This is a genomic window from Micromonospora sp. NPDC049175, from assembly GCF_043197345.1.
In the GTDB taxonomy this organism is placed as follows: domain Bacteria; phylum Actinomycetota; class Actinomycetes; order Mycobacteriales; family Micromonosporaceae; genus Micromonospora.
Window position 1 is genome coordinate 322,940 of sequence record NZ_JBICSY010000004.1, and the last position, 26,346, is coordinate 349,285.

19 protein-coding genes are annotated in these 26,346 nt (G+C 71.4%); 15 read left to right on the top strand and 4 right to left on the bottom strand.

Annotated elements, in window-relative coordinates:
- Nucleotides 1–13 precede the first annotated feature (13 nt).
- Complete coding sequence (eccCa, locus tag ACGFH8_RS18560; RefSeq protein WP_393368368.1) at nucleotides 14–3,985, bottom strand: type VII secretion protein EccCa; 3,972 nt, start codon at nucleotides 3,983–3,985, stop codon at nucleotides 14–16.
- Between the two features lie 202 nt (nucleotides 3,986–4,187).
- Here eccCa and ACGFH8_RS18565 point away from each other — a divergent pair, with 202 nt between their 5' ends.
- The 13 genes from ACGFH8_RS18565 to ACGFH8_RS18625 all read left to right on the top strand — a co-directional run bounded on the left by ACGFH8_RS18565 (nucleotide 4,188) and on the right by ACGFH8_RS18625 (nucleotide 20,407).
- Nucleotides 4,188–5,066 (top strand): WXG100 family type VII secretion target, encoded by an 879-nt coding sequence (locus ACGFH8_RS18565; RefSeq protein ID WP_393368370.1) that lies wholly within the window; start codon nucleotides 4,188–4,190, stop codon nucleotides 5,064–5,066.
- 20 nt (nucleotides 5,067–5,086) lie between these two features.
- A complete protein-coding gene (gene eccD / locus ACGFH8_RS18570) occupies nucleotides 5,087–6,475 on the top strand; it encodes a type VII secretion integral membrane protein EccD (protein ID WP_393368372.1) in 1,389 nt (462 codons plus the stop codon).
- The gene (eccB, locus tag ACGFH8_RS18575) at nucleotides 6,475–7,887 is read left to right on the top strand and encodes a type VII secretion protein EccB (RefSeq protein ID WP_393368374.1); all 1,413 of its coding nucleotides are present in this window, start codon (nucleotides 6,475–6,477) and stop codon (nucleotides 7,885–7,887) included. Before eccD ends, eccB begins: the two co-directional genes overlap by 1 nt.
- A gap of 129 nt (nucleotides 7,888–8,016) precedes the next feature.
- Entirely contained in the window at nucleotides 8,017–8,340 is a 324-nt protein-coding gene (locus ACGFH8_RS18580; RefSeq protein WP_393368376.1) for a WXG100 family type VII secretion target, read from the top strand.
- A gap of 32 nt (nucleotides 8,341–8,372) precedes the next feature.
- On the top strand, nucleotides 8,373–8,675 hold the full coding sequence (locus ACGFH8_RS18585) for a WXG100 family type VII secretion target (protein WP_357073452.1): 303 nt from the start codon (nucleotides 8,373–8,375) through the stop codon (nucleotides 8,673–8,675).
- Nucleotides 8,676–8,758: 83 nt separating this feature from the next.
- Nucleotides 8,759–11,611 carry a hypothetical protein gene (locus ACGFH8_RS18590; protein ID WP_393368378.1) on the top strand — a complete coding sequence of 951 codons (2,853 nt, stop codon included), beginning with the start codon at nucleotides 8,759–8,761 and terminating at the stop codon, nucleotides 11,609–11,611.
- A 3-nt stretch (nucleotides 11,612–11,614) separates the two neighbouring features.
- Nucleotides 11,615–12,535 carry a hypothetical protein gene (locus ACGFH8_RS18595; protein ID WP_393368379.1) on the top strand — a complete coding sequence of 307 codons (921 nt, stop codon included), beginning with the start codon at nucleotides 11,615–11,617 and terminating at the stop codon, nucleotides 12,533–12,535.
- Nucleotides 12,528–12,980 carry a YbaB/EbfC family nucleoid-associated protein gene (locus ACGFH8_RS18600; RefSeq protein WP_393368381.1) on the top strand — a complete coding sequence of 151 codons (453 nt, stop codon included), beginning with the start codon at nucleotides 12,528–12,530 and terminating at the stop codon, nucleotides 12,978–12,980. The genes ACGFH8_RS18595 and ACGFH8_RS18600 overlap by 8 nt, the downstream gene beginning before the upstream one ends.
- Nucleotides 12,973–13,278: a hypothetical protein gene (locus ACGFH8_RS18605; protein ID WP_393368382.1), complete on the top strand. Its 306-nt coding sequence runs from the start codon at nucleotides 12,973–12,975 to the stop codon at nucleotides 13,276–13,278. Before ACGFH8_RS18600 ends, ACGFH8_RS18605 begins: the two co-directional genes overlap by 8 nt.
- Before the next feature lie 55 nt (nucleotides 13,279–13,333).
- Entirely contained in the window at nucleotides 13,334–15,769 is a 2,436-nt protein-coding gene (locus ACGFH8_RS18610; RefSeq protein ID WP_393368384.1) for a right-handed parallel beta-helix repeat-containing protein, read from the top strand.
- 245 nt (nucleotides 15,770–16,014) lie between these two features.
- The gene (locus ACGFH8_RS18615) at nucleotides 16,015–18,132 is read left to right on the top strand and encodes a hypothetical protein (protein ID WP_393368386.1); all 2,118 of its coding nucleotides are present in this window, start codon (nucleotides 16,015–16,017) and stop codon (nucleotides 18,130–18,132) included.
- Between the two features lie 247 nt (nucleotides 18,133–18,379).
- Nucleotides 18,380–19,495, top strand: a complete 1,116-nt coding sequence (locus ACGFH8_RS18620) for a discoidin domain-containing protein (RefSeq protein WP_393368388.1) — start codon at nucleotides 18,380–18,382, stop codon at nucleotides 19,493–19,495.
- A 333-nt stretch (nucleotides 19,496–19,828) separates the two neighbouring features.
- On the top strand, nucleotides 19,829–20,407 hold the full coding sequence (locus ACGFH8_RS18625) for a hypothetical protein (RefSeq protein ID WP_393368390.1): 579 nt from the start codon (nucleotides 19,829–19,831) through the stop codon (nucleotides 20,405–20,407).
- 33 nt (nucleotides 20,408–20,440) lie between these two features.
- On the opposite strand, the gene ACGFH8_RS18630 is transcribed toward ACGFH8_RS18625, so the two are convergent.
- Both ACGFH8_RS18630 and ACGFH8_RS18635 read right to left on the bottom strand, forming a co-directional pair.
- On the bottom strand, nucleotides 20,441–23,011 hold the full coding sequence (locus ACGFH8_RS18630; RefSeq protein WP_393368392.1) for an FtsX-like permease family protein: 2,571 nt from the start codon (nucleotides 23,009–23,011) through the stop codon (nucleotides 20,441–20,443).
- Nucleotides 23,012–23,019: 8 nt separating this feature from the next.
- Entirely contained in the window at nucleotides 23,020–23,766 is a 747-nt protein-coding gene (locus tag ACGFH8_RS18635; protein ID WP_393369100.1) for an ABC transporter ATP-binding protein, read from the bottom strand.
- A gap of 242 nt (nucleotides 23,767–24,008) precedes the next feature.
- On the opposite strand from ACGFH8_RS18635, the gene ACGFH8_RS18640 reads away from it, so the two are divergent.
- Complete coding sequence (locus ACGFH8_RS18640; RefSeq protein ID WP_393368394.1) at nucleotides 24,009–25,196, top strand: histidine kinase; 1,188 nt, start codon at nucleotides 24,009–24,011, stop codon at nucleotides 25,194–25,196.
- The gene (locus ACGFH8_RS18645) at nucleotides 25,184–25,843 is read left to right on the top strand and encodes a LuxR C-terminal-related transcriptional regulator (RefSeq protein ID WP_393368395.1); all 660 of its coding nucleotides are present in this window, start codon (nucleotides 25,184–25,186) and stop codon (nucleotides 25,841–25,843) included. The genes ACGFH8_RS18640 and ACGFH8_RS18645 overlap by 13 nt, the downstream gene beginning before the upstream one ends.
- A 56-nt stretch (nucleotides 25,844–25,899) precedes the next feature.
- On the opposite strand, the gene ACGFH8_RS18650 is transcribed toward ACGFH8_RS18645, so the two are convergent.
- Nucleotides 25,900–26,193, bottom strand: coding sequence for a hypothetical protein (locus tag ACGFH8_RS18650; protein WP_393369133.1), 294 nt, complete (start codon nucleotides 26,191–26,193; stop codon nucleotides 25,900–25,902).
- Between the last annotated feature and the right edge of the window lie 153 nt (nucleotides 26,194–26,346).

A 26,346-nucleotide genomic window follows, 5' to 3' on the forward strand; every position in this document is an offset into this window, starting at 1 on the left:
CCCCGGTACGACATCACTGCTCCGGCCGGTCCGGAGTCGGCACCTCGGGCGTCTGCACCAGGCGGACCGAGCGCCGGCGGTCGATGTACTGGCCGCGGGCGGTGGGTAGCGTCCGCGGCCGGATGTTGCCGAGGAAGGTGCCCTCCTCCCGGGGGCAGGAGAACAGGATCGCGGGAGAGCCCAACTCCCAGGCCCGACGCAGCACCGGGCTCATCATCGCCCGGGAGGCGCCCACGGTGCTCCGCGCGATGATCAGGTGCAGCCCGATCTCCGCGCCGTGCGGCAACAGCGGCAGCAGGGGTTGCAGCGGCGAGTCCCGGCCGCCCTCGATCAGCTCGAAGTCGTCGACGATGATGAACAGCCGGCCGCCGGTCCACCAGTCCCGTCGGGGCAGCCGGCTCGGCGGGACATCCGGGCCGGGCAGCCGGCCGGTCAGCACCTGACCCGCCTCGGCGATGGTCGCGGTGAGGCGCTCCGCCGACATCGAGTAGCCGATCTGGTTCGCCTGCGGGATCGCGTCGTGCAGCTCGCGGCGGAAGTCGCCGAAGACCACCCTTGCCTCGGCGGGCGGGTGGTGCGCCGCGACGCTGCGGGCGATGTGCCGCAGCAGGTTCGTCTTTCCGGTCTCGGTGTCCCCGAAGATCAGCAGGTGTGGGTTGGCGTCGAAGTCGTGCCACAGCGGAGCCAGGCGTACGTCGTCGAGCCCGAGCGGGACGCGGATCTCGGCCTCGCGGGTGGGCGCGGTCGCGACCGGCAGATCCGCGACCGGCAGCACCTCCGGCAGCAGCCGTACCTGCGGTGCGCGCGGTGCGGTGGGCACGTCCAGGGCCTCGACCAGCTCGGCCGTCGCCTCGGCCAGGTCCTCGGTCTCCGGGATCCCGTCGATGCGGGGCAGTGCCGTCAGGAAGTGCCGCCGGTCCGCTGTGATGCCCCGGCCCGGGATGGCCGGCACGGTCGCCGCCACCCGGCTGTTGACCTCGGACTCCACCGGGTCGCCGAGCTTCAGCTCGAACCGGGTGCCCAGCACGTCCCGCAGCCAGGGCCGGATCTCCGACCACCGACCGGCGGAGACGAGCAGGTGAACGCCGAAGCTCAGGCCCCGGGCCGCGATCTCACCGAAGCGGTCGTCGAGCTCCTGGAAGTCCTGTCGTGCCGTATACCACCCGTCGATCACCAGGAACACGTCTCCGTACGGGTCCTCGTCCTGGTATCCGCCGGCCTGCCGGGCCCGCCGGTAGCTGGTCATCGAGTCGATGCCGTGCTGGGCGAAGATCTGTTCCCGGCGGGCCATCAGGTTCGTCAGCTCCAACACGGTACGGGTCACCCGGTCGCGGTCGAGCCGCCCCGCGACGCTGCCCACGTGCGGCAGCCGCGACAGTGCCCCCAGCGCGCCGCCGCCGAAGTCGAGACAGTAGAACTGCACCTCGGCGGCGGTGTGGGTCAGCGCCAACGCGCTGATCAGCGTCCGCAGCAGGGTGCTCTTGCCGCTCTGTGGGCCGCCCACCACACCGACGTTGCCCTTGCTGCCCGCCAGGGAGGCCAGCAGCAGCTCCCGCCGTTGCTGCGCGGGCAGGTCGACGAGCCCGATCGGCGCGACGAGCTGGCCGGTGCCGTACCCGCCCACCGGGGCCAGACCGAGGGTGGGGTGGTCGATCAGCGGAGGCAGCAGCTTCTCCAGCGTCGTGGTCTCCGTCAGCGGCGGCAGCCACACCTGGTGCGCGGCCGGGCCGTGCCCGTGCAGCACGGACAGCAGCACGTCGGCCATGACCGGCGGCTTCTCCTCGTTCTCCTGCGCCTCGTCCGGCTCCGGCGTCACCGGCGCCTCGGGGCGCAGATACTCGGTGCCGAACGGAACGAGACCACCCTGGACCGCCTGGAGGCGGCGCTGGTGCGGTGGCCGCCACGGCCCGGAACAGTAGGCGCCCTTGAACCGGATCAGAGTCTGGGTGTCCGGTCGCAGGTAACCGTTGCCCGGCACGTTGGGCAACTCGTACGCGTCCGGCACACCCAGCACGCTGCGGCTCTCCATCGAGGAGAAGGTCCGCAGACCGATCCGGTACGACAGGTGGGTCTCGATCTGGTGGATGCGCCCCTCGTCGAGGCGCTGACTGGCCAGGAGTAGATGCACACCAAGGCTGCGGCCCAGCCGGCCGATCATCGCGAAGACGTCGATGAACTCGGGTTTGCTGCTGAGCATCTCGCTGAACTCGTCGACGACGATGAAGAGCGCCGGCATCGGCTCCAGCACGACACCCTCGGTCCGCGCCTTCTCGTAGTCGCGCCGGGACGGGTATCCGCTCGCCCGCAGGTGCTCCTGGCGACGGTTCAACTCACCGGTCAGCGCGTCCTGCATGCGGTCGACGAGCTCCAGCTCCTCGGACAGGTTGGTGATCACGGCCGAGGTGTGCGGCAGCCGCTCGAAGCCGAGGAACGCCGCCCCGCCCTTGAAGTCGACGAGGACGAGGTTCAGCTCCTCGGAGGTGTGCCGAGCGGCCAGCGCCAGCACCAGCGTACGGAGCAACTCGCTCTTGCCCGAACCGGTGGCGCCGATCAGCATCCCGTGTGGGCCCATGCCGCCCTCGGCCGCCTCCTTGATGTCCAACTCGATCGGGGTGCCGGTGGCCGACATGCCGATCGGCACCCGCAGCCGTTGCGCCGCCGTCCGCCCGGCCCGGTAGGCGGTCGGGTCCAGGGCGGTCAGATCACCGAGCTGGAGCAGGCCGGCCAGGTCGTAGTCGGTGGCCAGCGGCTCCTCGGTGTCGGTGCCCGCGCCCACCCGGTAACGGGCCATCGACCGGGCCAGCGCCGCCGCCGCCACCACACCCAACCGGTCCGGACGGCACAGTCGGCTGCTGCTGGACTTGCCGAGGTGGTCGAAGGAGACGATGTCCAACTGCTGCTCGGTGGCCCGCACCAGCAGGGTGTGCGGGTGCGCCTCCCAGCCCAGCGTCGCGCCCACGTCCAGCGTGAGCACGTTGCGATAGCCCTCCATTCCGAGGCGGTGGCCGGCCGGCAGGCGTGGTCCGTCGAGGACGAGCACCACGAACGGCTCGATGGCCGTGACCGGGGAGTCCGGTTCGTAGCCGGGGCGGTCCTGCACGTTCAGCGTGGCGAGGGCCTCCTCGATCTCGGTCCCGTCGGTGGCGAACCTCCGCCGGGTGCCGGTCACGTCGGGAACGGTGTCGTCCTGCACGTGCGGCAGCCACTTGGCCCAGTCCCATTCCGGGCCCCGGGCGGAAGCGATCACCACCAACAGATCCTGCGGGGAGTGGGCGACGGTGAGCTGAGCCAGGATCGCGCGCACCGTGGACCGGGCCACCGACACGTCGCCGCCGAACCCGATCCGCGCGAAGCCGCGCAGGTAGATGGCGATCGGCGCGTCCTGCAGGGTGGAGTAGGCCCGCAGGAAGCGACGCAGGGCATGCGCGGCCAACGGCTCCAGATCCTCCAGCGGCTTACTGTTCGGTGCGGCCAACCGCACCGTGGAGCGGCGGGTACCGAGCCCCACACGTACCTCGCCGAAGTCGTTGTGCGCCGTACGCCGCTCCCACAGCCGATGACTGAGCGCCATCGACCACAGCGCGCCCGGGTCCGGGTGCAGCCAGCGGGCGGCGCGCCGCTCCTCGGTCAGCGCGGCACGCACCTTGCGCCGAACCTGGCCGAGGTAGCGCAGGTAGTCGCGGCGCTCACCGTTGAGCCGGTGCTTGTGCTGCCCGGCGTTGCGGATCAACGGCACGATCAACATCGCGATCGCCGAGAGCACCATCAGGCAGACGCCGACATAGGCAAGTGCGCCCGCGTTGGGTCGCAGGAACATGAGCACCATCGCGAGCGAGGCGATGGCCATCGGCGCCAGCATCAGCACGGCGCTCAGGCCCCGCTCGGCCGGCTCGGGGATGACCGGCGGCTCCTGGAGCGCGATCTCCTCGGCCGGCGCGACCGGGCCGGCGCGGCGAGCCCTACGGACGTACGGCACGGTGCCCACGTTCGTCTCCTTCGGTGAGGGGTTTCCCTCCGATCGGCCCGGTTGCCTGCCGAGCACCCGTCGGGCGCGCGACAGCGGGCTTATCGTCCTGGGGATTCGGCGCTCGACCCGGAAGCGATGTCGGAGGCCGCGGTCTCGCTTGTGGAGGCAGACCGGGCACCGGAGAAACGAACAGCAGTGACCATAGCAGGAGGGGGCGGTTGTGGCGGAGACACGCGTTACCCCGGATCAGTTACGGGAGATCGGCAAGAAGATCGGCGCCCTTCTGGAAGACCACCAGTCGGTTTTCAACAAGCTGGCGAAGATGGAGCCGAACGCCGGCAAGTTCGACGCGGCGACCTGGCTGGAGGATCTCTTCGTCGATCGCCGGGACGGAATCGTCGAACACGTGAAGTACCTGCAACGGGCATTCGACGAGATCAACACCGGCCTGTACCAGATCGCCGACGACTACGAGCGGATCGACGGGAGCAACGCCGACGCGGTGTCCGCGTTCAACAAGGACGCCAAGAAGGTGGTCGGCGGGATGGGTGACGCCGAGTTCGAGCCGACAAAGGTGAAGGAGCAGTCCAGCTACAAGACCGGCGACTACGGCTCCGAGGTGGACAAGTCGACGATCGACCCGGAAAAAAACCTGATCAAACCCTTCAAGCCGGGCGACATCGAGGGCATGGACGAATTCCTCGACATCAAGGGCATCGGGCCCAAGGACGACACGAACCTCGACCTCCGCGAGAGCCCGCAGCTCAAGGACATCGACGGTTATCCCGACTCGCGGCTCAGCGAGGAGAGCGCGGAGGAAAAGCCGGAGGAGGAGAAACCGGAGGAGAAGAAGCCGGACGAGAAGAAGCCGGAGGAGACGCCGCTCTCCACCGGTGAGCACTTCGATCCGCATCACGAGCCGGTGGGGGAAAAGTACGTCCACAACCCGTCCAACGACGAGGATTTCCGGGGCAAGACGTACCGGTACTACGAGATCGACGGTAAGCACCAGACCGGTCCGGGCGGCGTCGAGATCTGGTGGACGGACCTGCAGCCCTACTACTACGACGGCCGCTACTACCGTCCGTACGAGCACTGACACCCCCCGAGATGGAACGGTTGAGCACGCAGCGCCTCTCGGCACCCGTACGTCTCCGGTTCGTGCTCGGCTCGCGTGCCGTGGACGTGGCCCTGCCCGGGGACGCGCCGCTTGTCGATCTGCTGCCGTCGGTGCTGCTCCAACTCAACCCCGAGGCCGCCGACCACGGCGCCGAGCATGACGGGTGGGTGGTGCAGCGCGTCGGCGAGCCGTCGCTGGACGAGGAGCACTCGGCCCTCGAGCTGAACCTGCTCGACGGCGAGACGCTGCACCTGCTGCCCCGGGCCGAGCAGTTGCCGCCGATCGACTTCGACGACCTGGTCGACGGCGTGGGTGAGCAGGCACGTACCAGCCCGTGGCGCTGGACGGTTGCCCGCACCCGCGCGATGCTGCTCACCGACGGCGCGGTGCTGCTGGCGGTGGGCCTGGTGGTGCTCTGGCTCGGCGGGCCGGCGGTGGTGCGTGCCACCGTCGCCGCGGCGCTCACCGTCGTGCTCCTCGCCGCCGCCGGCCTGGTCAGCCGGGCGGTTCCGGACCCGCAGACGGGGACGTTGCTGGCCATGGCGGCGGCGGGATACTCGGCGACAGCCGGTTGGCTCGGGGCGGTCGCGATCGCCCCGCACTCGGCACTCTCGGTGCGGATCTGCCTGGCGGCACTGGCCGCGGTGGTGACGCTCGCCGCCGGGCTCTCCGCGGTGGCCGACGCCGGTCTGCTCTTCGCCGGTGCGCTCGCCCTCGCGGTGACCGTCGCGCTTCCGGCGCTGCTCACCGCGGCGGGCCCGGTGACCCCACCGGAGGCAGCCGCGTGTGGGCTGGTCTTCTCGATGGTGGCGGCGTTGATGCTGCCGCCGGCCGCGTTCCGCCTCGGCGGGCTGACGTTGCCGCTGCTGCCCGGCAAGCCCGAGCAACTCTCCGAGGACATCGACCCCGAGCCGCACCGGATCGTCGTGGAGCGGGGGAGCGCGGGTCTCGCGTACCTGGCCGCGCTCACGATCGGGGTGGGTGCCGCGCAGGTCCTGATGGCCGCGGCGCTGCTGGTGGCCGGCGGGCGCTGGGAGATGATCCTCGCGTTGCTGGCGGCCACCCTGCTGGGCATGCGAGCCCGGCACCTGAGCGGCCTGGTGGCACGCTGGGCGACGATGACCCCGGCCGTGGCGCTCGTCCTCTTCACCCTGCTCCGGTACGCCGCGGACCAGGGGACCGTGGCGCGGGCCGCCGTCCTGGTGCCCACCGTGGTGGCGGCCGCCGGCGCGTTCCTGACCGCGGCGTCCACCCTGCCCGGCCGTCGGCTGCGGCCGTACTGGGCGCGCACCGTGGACGTGCTGGAGATCCTTCTCGCGGTGGCCCTGATCCCGGTGCTCGGCGCGGTGCTCGGGATCTACCAGATGGTCCGGGCCTGGGCCAGCTGATGGAGTCCCGCAAGGATCAGGTCCACGCCTACTTCTACACGGTCAGCCGCCTCAACTCGGCGGTGATGCAGGGCCGTCCCGACCCGTACGAGCCGCCGAACCAACGTCCGATCCTCGGCCTGGTCATCGGGATCCTGCTGGCCATCGTCGTCGCCGGTGGCTTCGGCATCTACGGCATCTTCCGACCCGGCGGTGACTCTTCCTGGCGGCAGGCGGGTGTCGTCATCGCGGTGAAGGAGACCGGCGCGCGGTACCTGCTGATCGAGGGGCAGCTCCGACCGGTGCTGAACTACGCCACCGCCCGCCTGGTGCTGGGCAGCGGCAGCCCGGCACGCCTCGTCCAGGTGTCGCGCAACTCCCTGAAGGGCGTACCGGTGGGAGCCCCGATCGGCATACCGGGCGCACCTGACACGGTGCCGGTGGCGGGCCGGCTCTACTCGGGTGCGTGGACGGTGTGCGCCCAACCGCCCGAGCCCTCGGGCACGGCCGCCACCACGCTGCTCCTGGGTGACCTCGTCCGGCCTGTCGCACTGACCGACCGGGAGGGGTTTCTGGTCCAGACGACCGACCGCCAGCGATACCTGGTCTGGCAGGGACGCCGTCACCACCTGGCCGACCAGGCCGCGGTGGCGCTGGGCTACGCAGCCGTCGAACCGGTGTCCGTGACCCCGGCGTGGCTCAACCCCATCCCGGCCGGTCGGGACCTGGCCTTCCCCGCCGTGGGCGACCGCGGGCGGCCGGGACCGGCGATCGGCGGGCGAGCCAGCCTGCTCGGCCAGGTGTACGAGGTACGCAAGCCGATCGGCGACGCGCCGGAGCTGTTCCTGTCCCGTTCGGACGGATTCGTGCGGCTGAGTCGTACCGCCGCAGCCCTGGTCCTGGCTGATCCGGCGATTCAGGCGGCGTACCCCGGAGGTGGGGTCGCGCCGATTCCCGCGCGGCCCGACGAACTGGCGGGCGCCACGGTCGCCAGTAGCACCGAGTTCGTGGACGGCTATCCGCCCGAGCCGCCGAAACCGGTGAGCGGTGCGTCAGTGCTGCCCTGCGTGGGCTTCCGGCCGGCGAGGGACGCGGTGACTGTCACCCTGACCAGGATCTCGACGTCGGCGGCACGGTCCGCCCTGCCGGTGCCGCGGACCGCTGTCGCGGCGGGCGGCATCGTGGACCGGATCCTGATCGCCGCCGGCACGGGGGTGCTCGCCCGCAACCCGTACGCGCCGGGCGGTGGTGGGGCGCTCTATCTCGTCTCCGAGTACGGAGTGAAGTTCCCGCTGCCGCCCAGGGGTGCGGAGGCGCTCGGCTACGCCGGCACGACGCCTGTCGACGTCCCTTCGGAGTTGCTGGAACTGCTGCCGACCGGTCCGGCGCTGGATCCGGCCGCGGCGCTGGTGAGCGAGACCTGGGGTGGTTGACGGGGGTTTTCCCCGCGAAGGGACCGGTGGGCCCGCTGCGGCGGTGTTGTCGCCAGACCCGCTGGTTGCATGAGCCCCACCAGGCGAGAAATACCGGATCACCACAGTCCAGAGCAGGGAGAGGAAGCCATGGCGAACGGTAATACCACCCTCGATCCGAGTACCGCCAATCGGGTCGCGGGGGACCACCGACAGACGGCCGGCGACGTCGACGCCGCGAAGAACAGGTTCAGTGCGGCTGTCGACCTGATGGACGACTACTGCGACGGCGCGATGATCAAGGCGTTGCTCGAGGCGCGCGACGACTGGATGGAGGAGGTGACCCGCATCGTCGCGGACCTCAACGAGATGGCCGGCAACGTGGACGGCACGGTGCAGGACTTCGACGAGCAGGACCTGGCGAACGCCGGCCAGGTCGGTGCCATCGGTGTGGGCATTCTCAAGGACATCTGAGCCAGTACAAGCGATCGGAAAGGGGACCGGCCATGTCCGGCAACGGCCTCATCGGCTATCAGTACGACCAGATCTTCGAGGGCATCTCGCAGATGCAGCGGGTCAACCGTGATGTCGAGGGTTACATCGAGAAGTTGTCCCAGGAGACCGGCCACGCGCTCGACACCTGGACGGGGCCGGCGGCCGCGAACTACAACCAGCTCTCGAAGCAGATCGAGGACAACTTCGCCGACATGAACACCATCGTCGCGGAGTTGGCCAAGGAACTGGGAATTCGTGCCGACGACATGAAGGAGCAGGACATCCGCTCCGGCAACCGGTTCGGCAACCGCTGAGCGTTTCGAGGTGACGCCGGGGGGCCCGCGGGCTCCTCGGCGCATTCCGGCAGATCGTGACGAGTCTGAGCGGTGGGGGAATCGTGCCAACGGGTGAAGTTGGGTCCTTCGACGAGAAGAGCCCACCCACGGGAGAGACGTTCCGCAACTATGGGGTGTGGACGGAGATCGGCCCGTTCGTCGCGGACATCACCGAGCCCGGTCTCAACGCCGAGGGCGGCTGGGCCGAGGCGGAGGAGGCGTTCAACAAGGCGGAGGTCGAACTCGACCTCGTCCTGGAAGATTTCGACAAGCTGGCCAAAGAGCTGACCGGTGGGGCGAAACCGGCCTTCGCCGGAGAGGCCGCCGCCGCCTTCGACACCCATGTCGCGGAGGTGGTGGGGAAGAGCAGGAAGGGCGTCTACAACGTCCTCGACAGCAACGCCTACGGCACCAAGATCGGTGACGTCGGCGATGCCATCGTGAGCTTCCGCCGGGATTTCTGGGACATCATCGAGACCGGCCACCGGCTGACCGACCGGCTGCGGGACTGGGTCGTCTCCGAGATGGACAGGATCTACACCGGAGTCGACGACCAGAGTTCCAAGCAGGCGGACCTGGAGCGTGGGCTGGGCCAGGCCTACCAGGCCGGCGAGCGCTGGATCATGTCCAACCTGCGGGCCCGGCTGATGGAATTGTCCACGACGTACCAGGACCTCGGTGGCCGGCTGCCCAAGCTCGACATCGCCGTGTTGAAGCCGATCGACACCAGCAGCGGTGACGACAAGAAGAACGAGGGCGGCGGCAGCGGCAGTGGCAGTGGCGGCGGCAGTGGCAGTGGCAGCGGTAGCGGTAGTGGGAGCGGTAGTGGGAGCGGGAGCGGTAGCGGCGGCGGGAACAGCGGCAGTGGCAGCGGTAGTGGCGGAAACAGTGGGAACAACAGCGGTGGCGATGGCCGTGCGAAGGCCCTCGACGAGGCCGAGGGCGCGGTGTCCGAGGCCATCGACGATCTGAAGAACGGTGACCCCACGCATGACGCCGCGCTCGACGAGGCGAAGAAGGCCGCGACCGACGCGATCGAGGGCCTGTCCAACGGGTCCGGCAGTGAGACGCCACCGACAAAGGGCATCACGACCCCGGCGGAGCTGGCTCCACTGACCTCCAGCGGGGGAGCGCCCTCCGGCTCCGGCGGTGGTGCGCCCTCCGGTTCCGGCGGTGGTGCGCCGATCGGCGGTGGGAGCTCCGGTGGTGACGCCGCGCGGGACAAGGCGCTCAGTGACGCGAAGGGCGCGGCGACCGATGCCATCGATGACCTCAAGAACGGTGACCCCGCACGTGACGGCGCGCTCGACGACGCCAAGAAGGCGGCGTCCGACGCGATCCAGGGGCTCGGCTCGGCGGGTGCTGGTGCGCCCCCCACGAGCGGCGGCCCCGGCTCGGGTGCGGCGCCTGGCGCGGGTGCGCGCAAGGACGCGCTGAAGGATGCGAAGAAGGCGGCCGACGACGCGATCGATGGCCTGTTGGGCGGTGCTGGCGGCGGCGTCCCGGTGACGTCCGGTGAACCCGGGAGTAAGAGTCCCGGTTCCGAATCCGGCAAGGCGGGGGGCGGCTCGGGTACCCCGGGTGAGGCCGCCGAGCAGGCGCGCAGGGACGCCCTCGAGGATGCCCGGGAGGCGGCCGACGACGCGATCGACGGCCTCGCCGGCGGCGGCGATTCGAAGGACGGGACACCACCGACGTCGTCGGCCGACCCGGTCGCCGAGGAGGCGCGCAAGGACGCGCTGGAGGATGCCCGGAAGGCAGCCGACGAGGCGATCGAGGGTCTGCAGGGCGGTTCGACCGCCGATCCGGCCGCCGAGCAGGCCCGCGACAACGCGTTGGAGCAGGCGCAGGAGGCGGCCGACGAGGCGATCGAGGACCTGATCGAGAAGCCGACAGGTGATCCGGAGGTCGACGCCGCCCGCAAGGACGCGCTGGAGGATGCCCGGGAGGCGGCGGACGAGGCGATCGAGGACCTGAAGGACGAGGACGCGGGCGACAGCACCCCGAAGGAGGCGCGCGAGCGGGCGTTCGACGAGGCGCAGAAAGCCGTGGACGGCGCCATCGACGATCTTGACGGCGGGAGTACGACGGGCGGTGGCGCGGACGCCGAGGCCAAGGAGGCCCGCGAGGACGCCCTCGCGGACGCCCGGAAAGCGGCCGACGACGCGATCGAGGACCTGACGGACAAGGGTGACGGCCAGTCGGGCAAGGGTGACGGCCAGTCCGACAAGGGTGACGGTCAGTCCGACCGGGGCGGCAAGGAGGGTGACGGCAAGGGCGACGGGGCCGCCGAGAAGGCCCGCGACAGCGCCCTCGTCGAGGCCAAGGAGTCCGTCAACGACGCGCTCGACGACATGATCGAGGACGAGCGGGCCGGCAAGGGTGAGGGCGACACTCCGGCCGAGCGCGAGACACGGGTGGAGGCGCTCACCGATGCCAAGGAGGCCGCCGACGAGGCCATCGACGACCTGCTCGACGAGACCGGCGGCCACTCGTCCATCTCGGACTACCTCAACGGCAAGTCCACCGCCGGCGCGGACGGCGGTTCAGGTGGCGGTTCGGGTGGCGGTCCCGGTGGCGGCCCCGGCGGCGGTTCGGGCGGCGGGTTCGGCGGTGGTGGTGATGGCGGTGGTTCCGGCGGCGGCGACAGGGGTGGGGAGAACCTGCCCGCCCCACTTGAGCTGGCGCCGGTGGTCTCGGGAGATCCCGGCAGTTCTCCGTCGTCCGCGTTGTCGGCCGGCGCTCAGGCCGGTCAGGGCGCCGGGTCCGGAATGCCGATGTCCCCGCCGATGGGTGGCGGCATGGGCAACCAGGGCGATCGGGACCGCGAACGCAACACCTGGCTCGTCGGCGAGGACGGCATGTGGGGCGACGACGGCGAAGCGGTCTCCAGCAAGGCCGTGGGGAGGAACTGACCCGTGGGCAGCGCGAGAAGAGGCCCGACCGGGCAGCCACAGACACTGCAGGACATCGCCCACGCTCTCGACGCGGCGTCCCCGGCGGACCTGGAGACGTCCGCCCGACTCTTCGACGAGGCCCGGAGTGGCCTGCGGGCGATCGCCGAGTCGCTCGACCGTGCGCTGGGTGAGCTGGACGACGCGTGGCGGAGCACCCAGGCCACAGTTGTCCGACTTGGCGAACCGTCACGTCGTACCCGGCAGTTGGTGCACCGCCTGGACGACGCCGAGTGCGGACAGCAGTTGCGGGTCACGGCGAACGCGCTCGGTGTCGGGCAGGCGCGGGTGCGGGACCTCCAGGTGCAGCGAGCCGCGGAGGGCGGTCCTTCCGACGACGAGTGGGACCGCCGGGCGCGGGTCGTGCTCCAGGGCCTCTCCGCGACGTACCGCGAGGTCGGACTCGGACTCGGCGGCCAGCACCCACCGACGGCCGCGACCGTCGACGAGCCGGGGATCCGCCAGGCCCTCTCCGCGTCGGCGCGGGACGATCCGCCGGGGGTCGTGCTCGCGGCGGACTCCGCCGCCGCCGACCTCTTCCGCCCGGCGGCCCCGACGGTCCGGGCGGGTCAACCCGGCGACGCTGCCGCTCCGCCGTCCGGCGGTGGTGGCGGGGCGGGCGGCGGCGGCCTCCCGATGATGCCGCTCATGCCCATGGGCGGCATGGGGGCCGGCATGGGCGGCATGGGTGGCATGGGCGGCATGCAGAGCGAGGCCGGTGGGCAGCGCCGCAGCAGCACGCTCGCCCAGGGCGACCCGACGGTGTGGAAGGACGCCGATGCCGGGTGGAACGTGCTCGGGCGCAGCGAACGGGTCGACGAGCACATTCGGGAAGGGCTCCGCAAGGAGCTCGGGGACGGGAGGAAGGGTGACCGGAATGGCTGACCAGACCGACCACGGACCAGGCGGCTCAGGACTGAACGCGGTCTTCGCCATGCTCGCCGAGGAGCGGCGCAAACTGGACGAGTTCCAGGCCAAGATGCGCGCGGCGAGCACCACCGTCGAGTCGCCCAACAAGATGCTCAGCGCCGTGTTCGACGGCCGGGGCGAGCTGGTGAAGTTGACGTTCAACAACACCAAGTACCGCGGCATGTCACCCAACGAGCTGAGCAGCCTGCTGGTCGAGACGCTGCGCCGGGGCCGCGCCGAGGCGTTCGGGAAGATCGACGAAATGGCCGGCCGGGACCTGGCGCCCGGCGTCTCCTTCGGCGACCTGGCCGGCGGGAAGGTGGATCTCGACGTGGTCGTCGGATCACTGATGACCTCCGCGATCGACCTGCCGTCGATCGTCCGCGCCGCCAAGAGCGAGGCGGGCCGGGCCGATGGCTGACGAGACGAGGATCGACCCGGAGGGGGCCCACCATCTCTTCAAGGTGGTCGGCAGCGTCGCCGACGACATCGACGACGCCCTGACGCGGGTCAGGAACATCCGGACGAGCCTCAACGAGCCGTGGGGCACCGACGAATACGGTCGCAAGTTCGCGCAGCAGCAGGAGCCCAACGCCGAACAGACGCTGGGTTACGTCGCGACGGTGCGTGACGGGATCAGGGAGCTGGCCGGTGAGGGGCATAGCGCGGTCGACGCGCTCGTGGACCAGGACAAAGACAACAGCGCCAACCTTTCGTAGGTCCGCGTAACCAGCCGCATCGGGGAGTCTCGGTGTCTGTGGAGGTAGGACGAGCGTGAACCAGCGGCGAATCACCGTCACCCAGTCGGCGGTCTCCGGGTACCGGACACTCACAGACGCGCTGGCCGCGGCGTCGGACGGGTCGGTGATCAGCGTCCAGCCCGGCAGCTACACCGAGAACCTGGTGCTGACGAAGATCGTCACCATCACCGCCGAGGACGGGCCGGGCACCGTGAAACTGACCGCGCCGTCCGGCGTCCCGGTCGTCCTCGCGGCGGAGTCGGCCGCGCTGTCCGGGCTGTCGATCATCGCGACCGACGCCGACAGCCCGGCGCTGGCCCTGGTGATGGGCCAACTGAGCGTTACCGAGTGTGAGCTTGTCGCATCGTCGTGGGCCGCCGTCTTCGTCCGGGACAGCGGCTCGCTCACCATGCGCGACAGCCTGGTGCGCAACGAGGTCGGCGCCGGGGTCGTGGTGACCTCCTCCACCGGCAGCGTGCTCGACGACTGCCGCATCGAGCGGCTCGGCACCTCGGGCGTCGTCGTCGCCGAGCGCGGCGAGCTACGGGTCCGCGCCTGCACCGTACGGGACGCCGGCGGCAACGGCATCTGCCTCAACGGCCAGGGCCGGATCTCCATCGAGGACACCGAGATCATCGGTACGAGCAAGCCCGCGCTCGCCGCCGAGCAACAGTCCACGGCCACCGTGCGTCGGTTGAGTATCCGGGACACCAACGGTGTCGGCATCTACCTGGCCACCGCCGGGGCGTGCCTGCTGGAGGACTGCACCGTGGACGGCTGCGCCGCCGACGGAGTCTTCACCGACGAGCGGTGCACACCGGTCCTGCGCCGTTGTCGGGTCAGTGGGGCCCGGCGTACCGGATTCCGTTTCACAGGTCGTGCGGGCGGTCGGCTGGAGGCGTGCGTCGCCACGAAGATCGACGGCGTCGGCGTGAGCGTCGGCGACCGTGCCACACCCGAACTCACCGACCTGGTGGTCAGCGACTGCACCGAGGTCGGGGTGCACCTCGACGGTGGCGCGGACCCGTTCTTCCAACGGATGCAGGTGCACGGCTGTGACGGAGCGGCAGTCGAGGTCGTCGGCGGTGCCCGTGGTCGGTTCGAGAATCTCACCATCGAACGCTGCGGTGGCGTCGGCATCTCGGTCAGCGGCCGCGCCCAGCCGTCGCTGAGCGGTCTGAGCATGCGGGGCGGTGCCGCCGCGGGTGTGGTCGTCGCCGATGCGACCGCCTCGTTCAGTGACTGCGACATCGCCGACGCGGGTGGCGACGGTGTGTCGGTGGGCGCCGGTGGGGACGTCTCGCTGACCGGATGCAGGGTCCACGCCGCCGAGGGCGACGGATGCGTCTTCGGCGACGGGTCGCGGGGGACGGTGACCGACTCGGAGTTCACCGCGAGCGGTGGCGACGGCATCGCGGTGCGGACCGGCGGTTCGGTGCGGCTGATCGGCTGCGTGGTGCGGGACAACCAGGGCTCCGGGGTACGGCAGACCGTGCCGGACAGCCACCTGACGGTCGAGGAACTCGTCAGCTCCCGCAACAGGCTCCCCGACGCGTACGGCACGGCCGCCGTTGCCACCGCCGCTAGCACCCCCGCCGAGACGACGCCCGAGGGGGAGCGGCACATCGTCGCCCGCGGCTCCGACCCGCTGCGTGAGCTGCAGTCCCTGGTCGGACTGCACGGGGTGAAACAGGAGGTGACGTCACTGATCAATCTCAACAAGATGTCCAAGCGCCGTCTGGAGGCCGGGTTGTCCGCCCCGCCGATGGCGCGGCACCTGGTGTTCGCCGGTGCGCCCGGCACCGGCAAGACCACAATCGCCCGGCTGTACGGGCGGATCCTCGCCGAGCTGGGGGTGCTGCGCGAGGGGCACCTCGTCGAGGTCGCCCGCGCCGACCTCGTCGCGCAGATCATCGGCGGCACCGCCATCAAGACGACCGAGGCGTTCAACTCGGCCCTCGGCGGTGTCTTCTTCATCGACGAGGCGTACACCCTCAGCAACAGCCGTGGCGGCACCGGGCCGGACTTTGGTCGGGAGGCCATCGACACCCTGGTGAAGCTGATGGAGGACCGCCGGGACGAGGTGGTGGTCGTCGCCGCCGGCTACTCCGCGGACATGGAACGCTTCCTCCAGGCGAACCCCGGTCTGGAGTCACGCTTCAGCCGGACCATCGAGTTCGCCAACTACACGCCCGCGGAGCTGGTGACCATCGTGGAGAACCAGTGTGTCCGGCACGACTACCAGTTGGACCCCGCCGCGGCATCGGCGCTGCTGACCCACTTCGACCGAATCCCCAAGGACGGCACCTTCGGCAACGGCCGGGAGGCGCGAAAGGTCTTCGAGCGGATGGCTGACCGGCAGGCCTCCCGGTTGGCCGCCGCGGCGGATGTGACGACCGCCGAGTTGGCGCTGCTCACCGTCGAGGATCTGCCGACCGCCGTGGTCGGGGTGGGCGCCGCCGGGGTGTGAGGTAAGGCTCAGCCGACGCAGCACGCCGGAAACACCGGGGCCTTATCATTTCCCGACATGCGTCGCGTCCGGCTTGACGAGGCGTGCCGTGGGCGGCATCCCACCGATTGACAAATTGTTGTCCCGAGTCAACTATGTGGTGGTTCTCGGGGTGGGGTGCGGGTGGAACGAGATGAGACAGGATTGGTGAGTCTCGCGTGGGAGCGGTCTCATCGGTTGCTCTGGATGCGTCCCGGGTGTCGCCGGTGATGTTCGAAGCCGCAGCGCCGCTGAGCAGCGGCCCACGGCGTGGCTCCGCGAACGCGTTGCGGTGGGTCGCGGACAACCTCGCGGTTGTCGGGCCGGATCCGGACGGCACGATCGTCGCGATGGCACGCCTGTTGCCCTCGGAGCGTGGTGTGGTGACAGTGGTCGGCCAGATCGTCGACCCCGACGACTGGGCACTGATCACCGAGGTCCTGCCGATCGCGGTTCCGCCCGGGGCGGCTGCCCGCCTCGCGGTCAGCGGCACCGGCACGACCCCGACAACCGGGCCGCCGCCGGCCGCGACCCTGGCCCGCCAGCTCCAGGCCGACGTGTACGCGCCGAGCGGTCAACTCCTGCTCGTTCCCGGCGGCGGCCTGTTCGCCGTCGACGGGTGGCGCTGGTTCCGGGCCGACGGCAGCATCTCCGACGGTGGCCACCGGTACCCGCCGCCGCACTGGGAGGCCGAGGTCGACACCCTGGTCCGGCACGTCGGCTCGGGCATCAGAGCGCACTGCGTGCCGGCCGGCCTGTGGCTCTACGCCGACTCGCCGGAGCTGCCGGCCCCGAGCCCGGACGACCTGGCGCTCGCGGTGCCGATGGACGCCGAGCGGGTGACTGTGGTGCTCGGGCGTCCCGGCGCGGCCACGCCCGGAGTCGAGGCGACACTGTCGATCCTCGACGCCCTGGACCCCTCGATGGTCATCGCCCCGTACGGCGAGGCCACGGACGAGGCGATGCGGTTGGCCGTCACGATCGCCGACCGCTGGGACCGCCCGGTCGAGGTCGCGGCCGGCCTGCCGATCCTGGATGACGAGCACCGACTGGTGTCGGTCGCGATCGATCCCGGCGGCGACACCTGGTGGACGCCCCCGGTGGCACGGCTGCGGTGCGCTCCGGGCGTCCCGCCGACGCCGGTCGGGACTGTCGACTTCCTCGCGGACCTGCGACCGGCCGGCCCCGGCACGTTCCGACTCGACGAGCGCTGGGTGGTCGAGCCCACCCAGTTCGGGCTCTGGGTGCGGCCCCCCTTCGCCGGCCAGCACACGGGTGACGTCCGCCGCCGTCCGTGGCATCCACAGTGGTTCACGATCGTCGTCGGCCTGCCCGGTCTGCCCCTGTCCGACGACGTGTTGCCGATCCTGCACCTGTTGTTGAACCGACTGCCGGGCAGCGTGCGGGCCCGAACGCGGTTCGTCCCGGAGGAACTGAGCCATCTGCTGGCCCCCGACCCGGTCGACCGACCCGACGTGGTGCTCGCGGCACAGCGCTCGACACCCCCACGCTGGTGGCACCGCGACGACCGGCTCTTCGCGGTGTTGCTCACCGCCGACGCCCGCGCCGGCACGGTGCACACCGATGCGGGCGAGGTCGAACCCGGCCAACTGGGCGAGATCATCGCCGCGTACCGGGAGGCGGATCCGCGTCCGGTCCTGTTGGTGTCCTCCGTGCCCGTCGCCCCGGAGATCGAGCAGCAGGTGGCCGACCAGATGCAGGTCGTGACGATCGGTCGACGGGCGGACGGCTGGTGGGCGAGCCTGCCCCGCCGGGTGGACCGTACGCCCCGCCCGGCGGTGCGCCTCGCCTCGTCCTTTCCCTTCCGGGAGGAGGACCTGGTCGAGCTGCGGGCATCGGGCCGGTCCACGCCGCCGCGCGCCCAGGGCGCCCCGGATGACGACGAGCCGTTGTTGGCGCTGGCCCGGGTTGCCGAGGAATCCGCCGCGGACATCCGGCGACGGACCGACGGGTCCGGGCTCCGTACCGTGGTGGCGGCGCGCGGGCCGGACTGGCGGCGGCCGTTCCTTCTGGCGGGCCAGCCGGTCACCGCCTGGGACTTCGCCACTGTCATCGCCGACCGGCGGCCGGGATGGGTCGGCGGTGGCGAGGTGGTCTGGGTGGAGGGCAGCCAGCTGACCGAGCCCCTGCTGCGGCTGCTCGCCAACTACCTCGGGTGCCCGGTCGGCGCACGGGCACTGCTGGTGGAGGACGCGCCGCCGGCCGCGCTGGCGTCCGGATGGTGCGCGGTGCCGCCGCGTGTCGACGGTGGAGAGAGTGGTTCCGGCCAGGACGAGCACGGATGCTGCACAGAGCGGGAGAGTCACGAGCATGGAAAGTCCTGAGCGAGGGTCGACGTCCGAGTCCGTGCCCGCCGGCGAAGGCCCAGCGGCAGCGCGCCAACCGACGCCGGAAGCCGGTGACCGGGGCTCGGGCGCGAGCGTGCCAGCGGCCCCGGGCGAACGCCGACCCGCCGTGCAGCGGGCAGTGGCGCTGAGCGGACTGCCACCCTTCGCGACACCGTCCGCCGATTCCGCGACAGTTGCGCCGCCGCGGTCCGCGCCGCCGGTCCCGATCGCCGACCGTACCCGGATGCCGGTGCCGCGCCGGCCCGTCGAGGACCGATCGGACGCTCCACCGACTGTGCTCCGGCCACCCGGGCCGGTCACACCGGCGTCGACCGCGCCACCGGCGGTGCCGGTGGCCACCGCCGCTCCGGCCGGCCCGCCGCCGGCTCGGCCGGAGAGCGTCGCCGCCCAGCCGGACGCCGGGACCCCGCTGCCGCCGGCACCGCTTCCGGCGCCGGTCGACCGGTCGTCGGACGACGCGGCACCCGTTGCTGCTGCCACGCCACGCACCGAGCCGATGTCGCCCTCAGCCGCCGCGCCTGCCGAGCCGGAGGCCTCGCCGGACCAGCCGACCGCCGCGACCGGGAGTCGTCCCTTCGGAGTTCTGCTCCGGCCCTGGTCGGTGTCGCTGCTGCTGGTCGGGCTGGTGGCGGTCACCGCGGTCACGCTCGGCAGCCGGCTGCCCGACGATCGCGCCGAGGGCCCGACGGCCCCGCCCGGGGACGGCGAGATCGTGATCACCGCGGGTCCGGGTTACGGGCCGCCGCTGCCGCCCGGGAGTGGCCCGCCCGCCGCGGCGCCCACCTCGTCGGCGTCGGGCCCGTCGGCCCCGTCGGCGTCCGCGTCACCCGTTCCGGCGCCGCCCGCACCGGCATCGCCCGCGACGACCCGCGCCCCCGCCAGCAGCGCCGCGAATCCCCCCGGTGGTTCGGCGCCGAAGACCAACGGCGCCGTCGCCGGCCTGGCGAACCCCTCGGGCAGAAACCTGGCGTTGCGCCGCCCCGCGACCGCCTCCAGTTCCGAGAAGGCCTGGTGGGGCGCCTCGTACGCGGTCGATGGCGACGCGACGACCCGATGGGGCAGCGTGTTCGCCGATCCCCAGTGGATTTCCGTCGATCTCGGCGAGGTGTATGCGATCACAACCGTGACGCTGAACTGGGAACACGCCCACGCCACCGCCTACCACGTCGACGTCTCCGTGGACGGCGCCTCCTGGAAGAGGATCTTCGCCACGACGGCGGGAGCGGCTGGCCCGGTGCTCATCCCGGCCGACAAGGCGGCCGCGCGGTTCGTCCGTGTCACGGGCACCGCGCGCGTCAACCAGTACGGCTACTCACTCTGGGAGTTCGGGGTCTCCTGACGACACGTGCGCCCGCCTCGTCGAGGTCGGGTCACCGACGCCGCCGCGGTCGAGGGGGTGACCAGGCCGAACCTGCGCTGACGCTCGTCGATGTTGCCAGGGCGCATCCAGACGTGTTGGAATGGGCTCATATCGCCGCAGCGCGGGGGCAACCGTGCTGAGAACGGCCAGCACGGGAGCAGCGCAGTGCCGGCAGCGCGCCGCCTTGGCGGGCGCTCGCCCGCCGTATCGCCGGGTCATCGCCATGACGACGGGCGTCCTGCCGGGCAGGCATCCGCGCCCGCCGTACGTATCTGCCAGCGCACAGACCCGGCGACGAGGTGAGAAGCAATCATGGTTTCCCGAGAGAGTTTCGCGGGTTGGTACCGGCACCGCCTGGTGTGGGTGGCGGTGATCCTGCTGGCGGTGTCGGCCGGCGCGGTCGTACTCGTCAACCGGGACGACCCGGAGACGAAGCCGGCGGATCTGCAGACGCAGATCATGGCCCGGATGCGGACCACGCTCGAACAGGCGGACCCGGGGCAGCACAACCACGCCGGGCACAATGCCCAGCAGGCGGCTGCCGCGGAGAAGCCGGCGGTGATCTGCGGGGTCCGCGTCTACGGCTACGAGCCGACCGAGGTCACCGCGCTCGCCGACGTACGCACGGTCTACGGCTTCCACCTCTGCGGAGTCGCGGAGCGGGGGCGCCCCTGGGACGTGGCGGTCAAGCTGGCCGGTCCCGTGATCATGGACATGTCCAAGGATCCGCCGGGCATCCAGGTCGTCGAGGCGACCGCCGAGGTCATGTTCACCGACCGGGTGAAGCAGATGTTCCCGGCCAAGTACGCGGAGTTGGCGCTCAAGGAGGCGCTTGCCGAGTCGGAGATGGCCGACCAGCGCCGCCGGTACGACGCCGCGGCCGGGCTCTGACCGGGCCAGGTGGCCATACCCGGTCCTCGGGCGTCACTCGCGGACACCTATCGCGACGACGGGCCGCGACCGCATGGCGACCCGAGTCGAGATCATGATGGCGGCCGAGCCGAGCAGCGCGGCGACCGCGACGATTCCCAGGTAGACGAGCGGCGGAACGGACGGGATCGGCATCCTGGTCAGCGCGAGGCTCGTGCCGACCACCGACGGGGTGGCGGCCAGGCTTCCGATGAGGACTGCCGCCACCACGATGATCCTCGTCTCGCCGCGCATCATCGCGAACACCTGGCGGCGGGTGGCCCCGACCAGTTGGAGCAGCGCGAACTCGCGAAAGCGTGCGGCGGTCGCCATCACCAGGGTGTTCACCACGGCGATCGCGAGGTAGCCGAGCAGGACCGCGTTGAGAATCAGACCCGTGGCCGACTCGCCGGCGGCCGCGGCGCTCTGCGCGGCGATGAACGACTCACGGTCGTTCACCCGAACGGTCGGGAGGTGCTGGACGGCGGCGCGCAACGCGTCGCCGAGCGCCCCGACGTCGGTGCCCGCGGACGCCGCGACAAGCATCGCGAAGTCCAGGCGGTCGGTGGTGTGCTCCACGACAAGGTCGTGCGGCAGCGTGACGTCACCGAGGCCGAGCCCCCTGTCGTACCGCGCCACCACAGTGGGTCTGATCGGCGTGCCGTCACCGAGGCGGAGGTCGACGGTGTCGCCGAGTGCGGCGCCGAGGGTGTCCGCCGCCATCCGGCTCAACGCCACCGTGTCGCCCCGAAGGTTCGCGACGTCGCCGTCGAGAACGGCGAGATCCATCGTCTCGGCGAGCCGGTCACCGATCACCCCCTGAGCCGCGTAGGTCCTGATCTGGGAGCTGCCCTCCGGTCCGAAAACCGCAAGCGTCCGCGTACGGACGACGGGCGTCACCGTCGAGACGCCGGACACCCCCCGGAGTACGTCCGCGACCTCGGGCGACACGCCGGCGGACGTGGACGTGACCGTGTAGTCCGCGCGCAGTCCGTCCGTGGCCTGGTCCTGGGCGGCCGCGCTCGCGGTCGTTCCGCTGAAGAGTTGCCCGGCGGCCAGGGTGATGCCCATGATCAGGGGAGTGGTCGCCGCGGCGAGTCGCCGCGAGTTGGCGTGCGCGTTCGCGGTCGCGAGGAACCCACTGACGCCCGACCGGAGGTTCAACCAGGGTCCCAGCACGCGGACGGCGCCCTGAAGCAACCGCGGCCCCAGCAGCGCGACGGCGAAGATGAGCAGGAACGCGGAGAAGGCCGCACTCTCCGCGGCCCCCTCGCCGGGCAGCACCAGCGGCAGCACGAACGCCATGGCGAGACCGGCGGGGACCAGCAGCACGCCGACGGTCAACCGGATCCACCCGAGTGTGGGTGGTTCCACCGCGGCCTCGCCGAGCGCGTCCACCGGCCTGAGCCTGGCCGCGCGCCGGGCGGCTATCCAGCCGCCCAGACGAGCGCCGACCAGGCACAGCACCACTGCCCCGAGTACCGGCAGCGGACTGATCGACAGCTCGAAGTCGTCGGGTACCGCACCGACCAGGATGAACGCTTCGCGGAGGAGGAGGCTCAGGCCGATGCCGGGAATCACCCCGAGCACCGCCCCCAGCGTGCCCACCACGATGGTCTCGGCGGAGATCATGCCGAGCACCTGCTTCGGGGTCGCGCCGATAGCCCGCAACAGCGCCAGCTCCCGCAGCCGCTGCCGGACGGACAGGGCGAGCGTGCTCGCCACGACGACCATGATGACCAGGACCATGCTGCCGCCGAACGCCAGGGACAGCTCGCTGATGAACGAACGCGTGTTGCCGATGTCGAGGAACTCGGCCTCGCTCCGGTCCCGGTGGGCGTAGACGACCACGTCGGCGAGGGCCGCCTCGATGGCGCTCGCCAACCCGTCGGCACTGACACCCGGTGCGGCCAGCACACCTATCGCGTCCACCCGATCCGGTTGGCCGGTCAGTTCCCGGGCCCGGTCATCGGTGAAGAACACGGCGGACTGCCGGGCGAGTCGACCTCCAGGTGGACCAGCGATGCCCACCACCCGGTACGTCGACGTGTTCGAGCCGACCGCGAGTCGCACCGACGCGCCGACGGTGACGCCGGCCCGCTCGGCCAGCGCGGAGTCCAGCACCACGTCGTTCGGCCCGGTCGGGGCCCGGCCGGCGTTCGTGACGAACGGTCCGAGCGCCGCCGAGTGCCAGCCATGCCCGAGCGTGGGAGTACCGGCCGGCCCGACGAGCACCTCGGCGTCCGCCGTCACGAGGCTGACCGGGACGGTGACGTCGGCGATCGCCTCCCGCACGCCAGGCAGTCGCGCGACGTCGCCGACCAGGTCGGCCGGCAGAGTGGCCCGCTCGCCGAACCGGGGATCCACGTCGTCGGCCACCGGCAGCGCCTGCCTGGCGCCCACCACCAGGTCGGCAGCCTGGTAACGCTCGGGCGGCACGCCCGAGCGCTCGCTGCTCTCCAGCAGGATCCCGCAGGCCGTGATCACCGCCGAACCGCACAGCACCGCGACGAATGCCGCCACGAACCCGCCCTTGCGCCCCCTGATCGTGCTCCAGGCCAGCGCCAGCACGCGCTTCGACAGCACCCGGCGACTCACGGCTCCCCCAGGTGGGTCATCCGCTCGGCGATCTGCTCGACGGACGGTCGGGCCATCTCGCCGGCCAACCGGCCGTCGGCGAGGAACAGCACGGTGTCGGCCTGCGCGGCCGCCACCGGGTCGTGCGTCACCATCAGCACCGTCTGCCCCAGGTCGTCGACGATCTTCCGGAGCAGTGCCAGGACCTGCCGGCCGGTACGGCTGTCCAGCGCACCCGTCGGCTCGTCGGCGCACACCAGGTCGGGCCGGTTGATGAGCGCCCTGGCGATCGCCACCCGCTGTTGCTGGCCACCGGAGAGTTGGCTCGGGCGCCGGTCGTGCTGCTGGGTGAGCCCGACCGCGGCGAGGACATCCGTGAGTCGTTCGGGATCGACAGACCTCTCGGCCAACCGGACGGGCAACGTGACGTTGTCCGCCACGGTCAGCGCACCGAGAAGGTTGTACGCCTGGAAGACGAACCCGATCCGGTCCCGGCGCAGCTCGGTCAACCCGGTCTCGGAGAGGCCGGACAGGTCCGTGTCACCCAGCACGACCCGGCCCGATGTCGGGCGGTCCAGACCGGCCGCGCAGTTCAGAAACGTGCTCTTGCCGGACCCGGACGGGCCCATGACGGCGGTGAACGTCCCGCGCGGGAACCCGGCCGTGACCCCGTCGAGAGCGCGTACCTCGTTCCTCCCCGACCCGTAGACCTTCGACACCGCGTGCAGTCGCACGGCGCACGGTGGCGTCGTGGACATCGGCATCGCGCCCGGCGGCCGCGCCCCGGTCGCGGTGGCCTCGACCAGCGCCTCGCGTCGTCTCGATGGGTTCCTGCTGTCGCACCTCATTCGTCCGACGCTAGGGTCCGCGGTGTCGGATACCGATACCCTGTACCACCGGATGCGAGGTACAGCTGGCTGTAGTGCCGCGGGCGGTGGCCACCGGGCAGACTCGCCGTCGTGTCGGGAACGCGAGGGGACGCCACCCCGAGCAGAAGGGGCATCCGGTGACGTCGGCTCGACGATGGGCGCAGGTGTGGCGGGCCGGGGTCTACCTCCTGGGATCGCTGGCCACCGGGATCGCCACGCTGCTCGCGCTGCCGCTGCTGTGGCATCCGAGGCTCGCCCGACGGTGGGCGAACTGGCACCGGGACCGCGCCGGGCGACTGCTCGGGACGCCGTTGACGTCCCGCCCGCCCCTGCGCGCGAGGGGACGCCAGGCGTGGACCGATCCGGCCACGCCCCGCGACCTGCTCTGGCTGCCGGTGAACGTCACCACCGGAGTGGCGCTCGGCCTGTTCGCGCTGCTGTGCGTGGGCAACCTCCTGACCGCGGCGGTCGCGACACCACTGTGGTGGGCGTTCGCGCCGGAGAGTCGACCACGGCTGTTCGTCGACATTCCGGTGACCGACTGGGCGGCGGCCCTCACCCTCGGTCCGCTGCAGATCCTGCTGCTCGCCGCGCTGGCGTACCTGGCGTTCGTGCCGATCGCCCGCGTGCACGCCCGGCTCTGCCTGGTGGTGCTGTCGCACTCGGCAGCCGAACAGCTCGCCGACCGGGTCGCCGTGCTGACCCGTACCCGGGCGGACGTGCTCGACGCGCACGGCGCGGAGCTTCGCCGCATCGAGCGCGACCTGCACGACGGCACCCAGGCGCGGCTGGTGGCCATCGCGATGCGGCTGGCCGTGGCCCGGCGGGCGCTGTCCGACAATCCCCGGGACGAACAGTTCCTGGAAGGACTTCTCCGCGACGCGCACGAGGGAACCGAGGAGGCGATGACCGAACTCCGCGACGTGATCCGAACCGTCTACCCGCCGATCCTCGCCGACCGTGGTCTCACCGGTGCGCTGACCGCGGTGACGGCCCGCTGTGGCGTGCCGACCCGGCTGGACATCGACAACCTCGAAACGGTACCGGCGGCGGTGGAGTCCGTCGTCTACTTCGCCGTCGCCGAGGCACTCACGAACGTCGCCAAACACAGCCGGGCGACCACGGCCGGCGTACGGGTGCGCCGCACGGCGGACCTGTTGTCGGTGGTTGTCACCGACAATGGTGCCGGCGGCGCCGACGATCAGTTGGGCACCGGACTGGCCGGCATCCGGCGTCGGGTGCTCGCGCTCGACGGCACCGTCGACGTCGACAGTCCGGCCGGCGGGCCGACGACGATCACCATGGAGCTGCCGTGCGGGTCGTGATCGCCGAAGACAACGTGCTGCTGGCCAGCGGACTGGAACTGCTGCTCACCAGCGTGGGGTTCGACATCGCCGCGATCGGGGGCGACGCCACCGGCTTCCTCACCGCTGTGCGGGACCACCGGCCCGACGTCACAATCGTCGACGTCCGGCTGCCGCCGTCATTTCGCGACGAGGGCATCCGAGCCGCCCTGCAGGCCCGTCGGGAGCACCCCGGCCTGCCAGTCCTGGTGCTGTCGCAGTACGTCGAGCAGCAGTACGCCGCCGAACTCCTCTCCACCACCGGTGGCGGCGTCGGCTACCTCCTCAAGGACCGCGTCAGCCGGGTGGACGAGTTCGTCGACGCCCTGCGCCGAGTAGCCGCCGGTGGCACCGCCATGGACACCGAGGTCATCGCCCAACTCCTCGTCAACCGCAGCGACCCGATCGCCGTCCTCACCCCCCGCGAACGCGAGGTCCTCGCGCTGATGGCGCAGGGGCACGACAACAACACAATCGCCGGCCGGCTCGTCATCACCGACAACGCCGTGCACAAGCACATCGGCAACATCTTCCACAAACTCGGCCTCGCCGTCACCGACAGCGGCCATCGCCGCGTCCTCGCCGTCCTCGCCTACCTCAACGGTGCGGGCCACACCGACGGCGACTGAGGCTCTCCGCGCGAAGACCTCTCCACGGCTCGACGGCGCATCTCCTGAACGCGGCGCTACCGCTCGAGGTGGAGCGTGCCGGCGATGCGGTCCACCGCCTGCTTCGCCTCGACCAGGCTCGCGCCGGTCTGGTTGCGGTAGGCGCGAACGGCGTGAATCGTCCGGCCGCCCTCCAGGTGCCGGACGACCTCCGGGTCCATGGGCTCGGCGATGCCGAGGTGATCCATGATCAGATCGAGCTTCCGCTGCACGGCCGCGAGTTGGGTCGCCGAGCGGCGCCTCTCCTGGGACATCGCCCCGACCGCGATTCCCACCGACCCGATCGCGGCGATGACGAGAAACGTTGACACCCACGGATCCATCCGCACATCCAATCACCGCCGCGCAAGCGAGGGCACCACCGAGTCGGCACCGTCCGCAGCACTGTCGACCGCCATCGGCGTGCGCGGGGCCGGGCCGGATGTATCCGCGTCGGCGGCGGCGCGACGTGTTGCGGCGCCGAG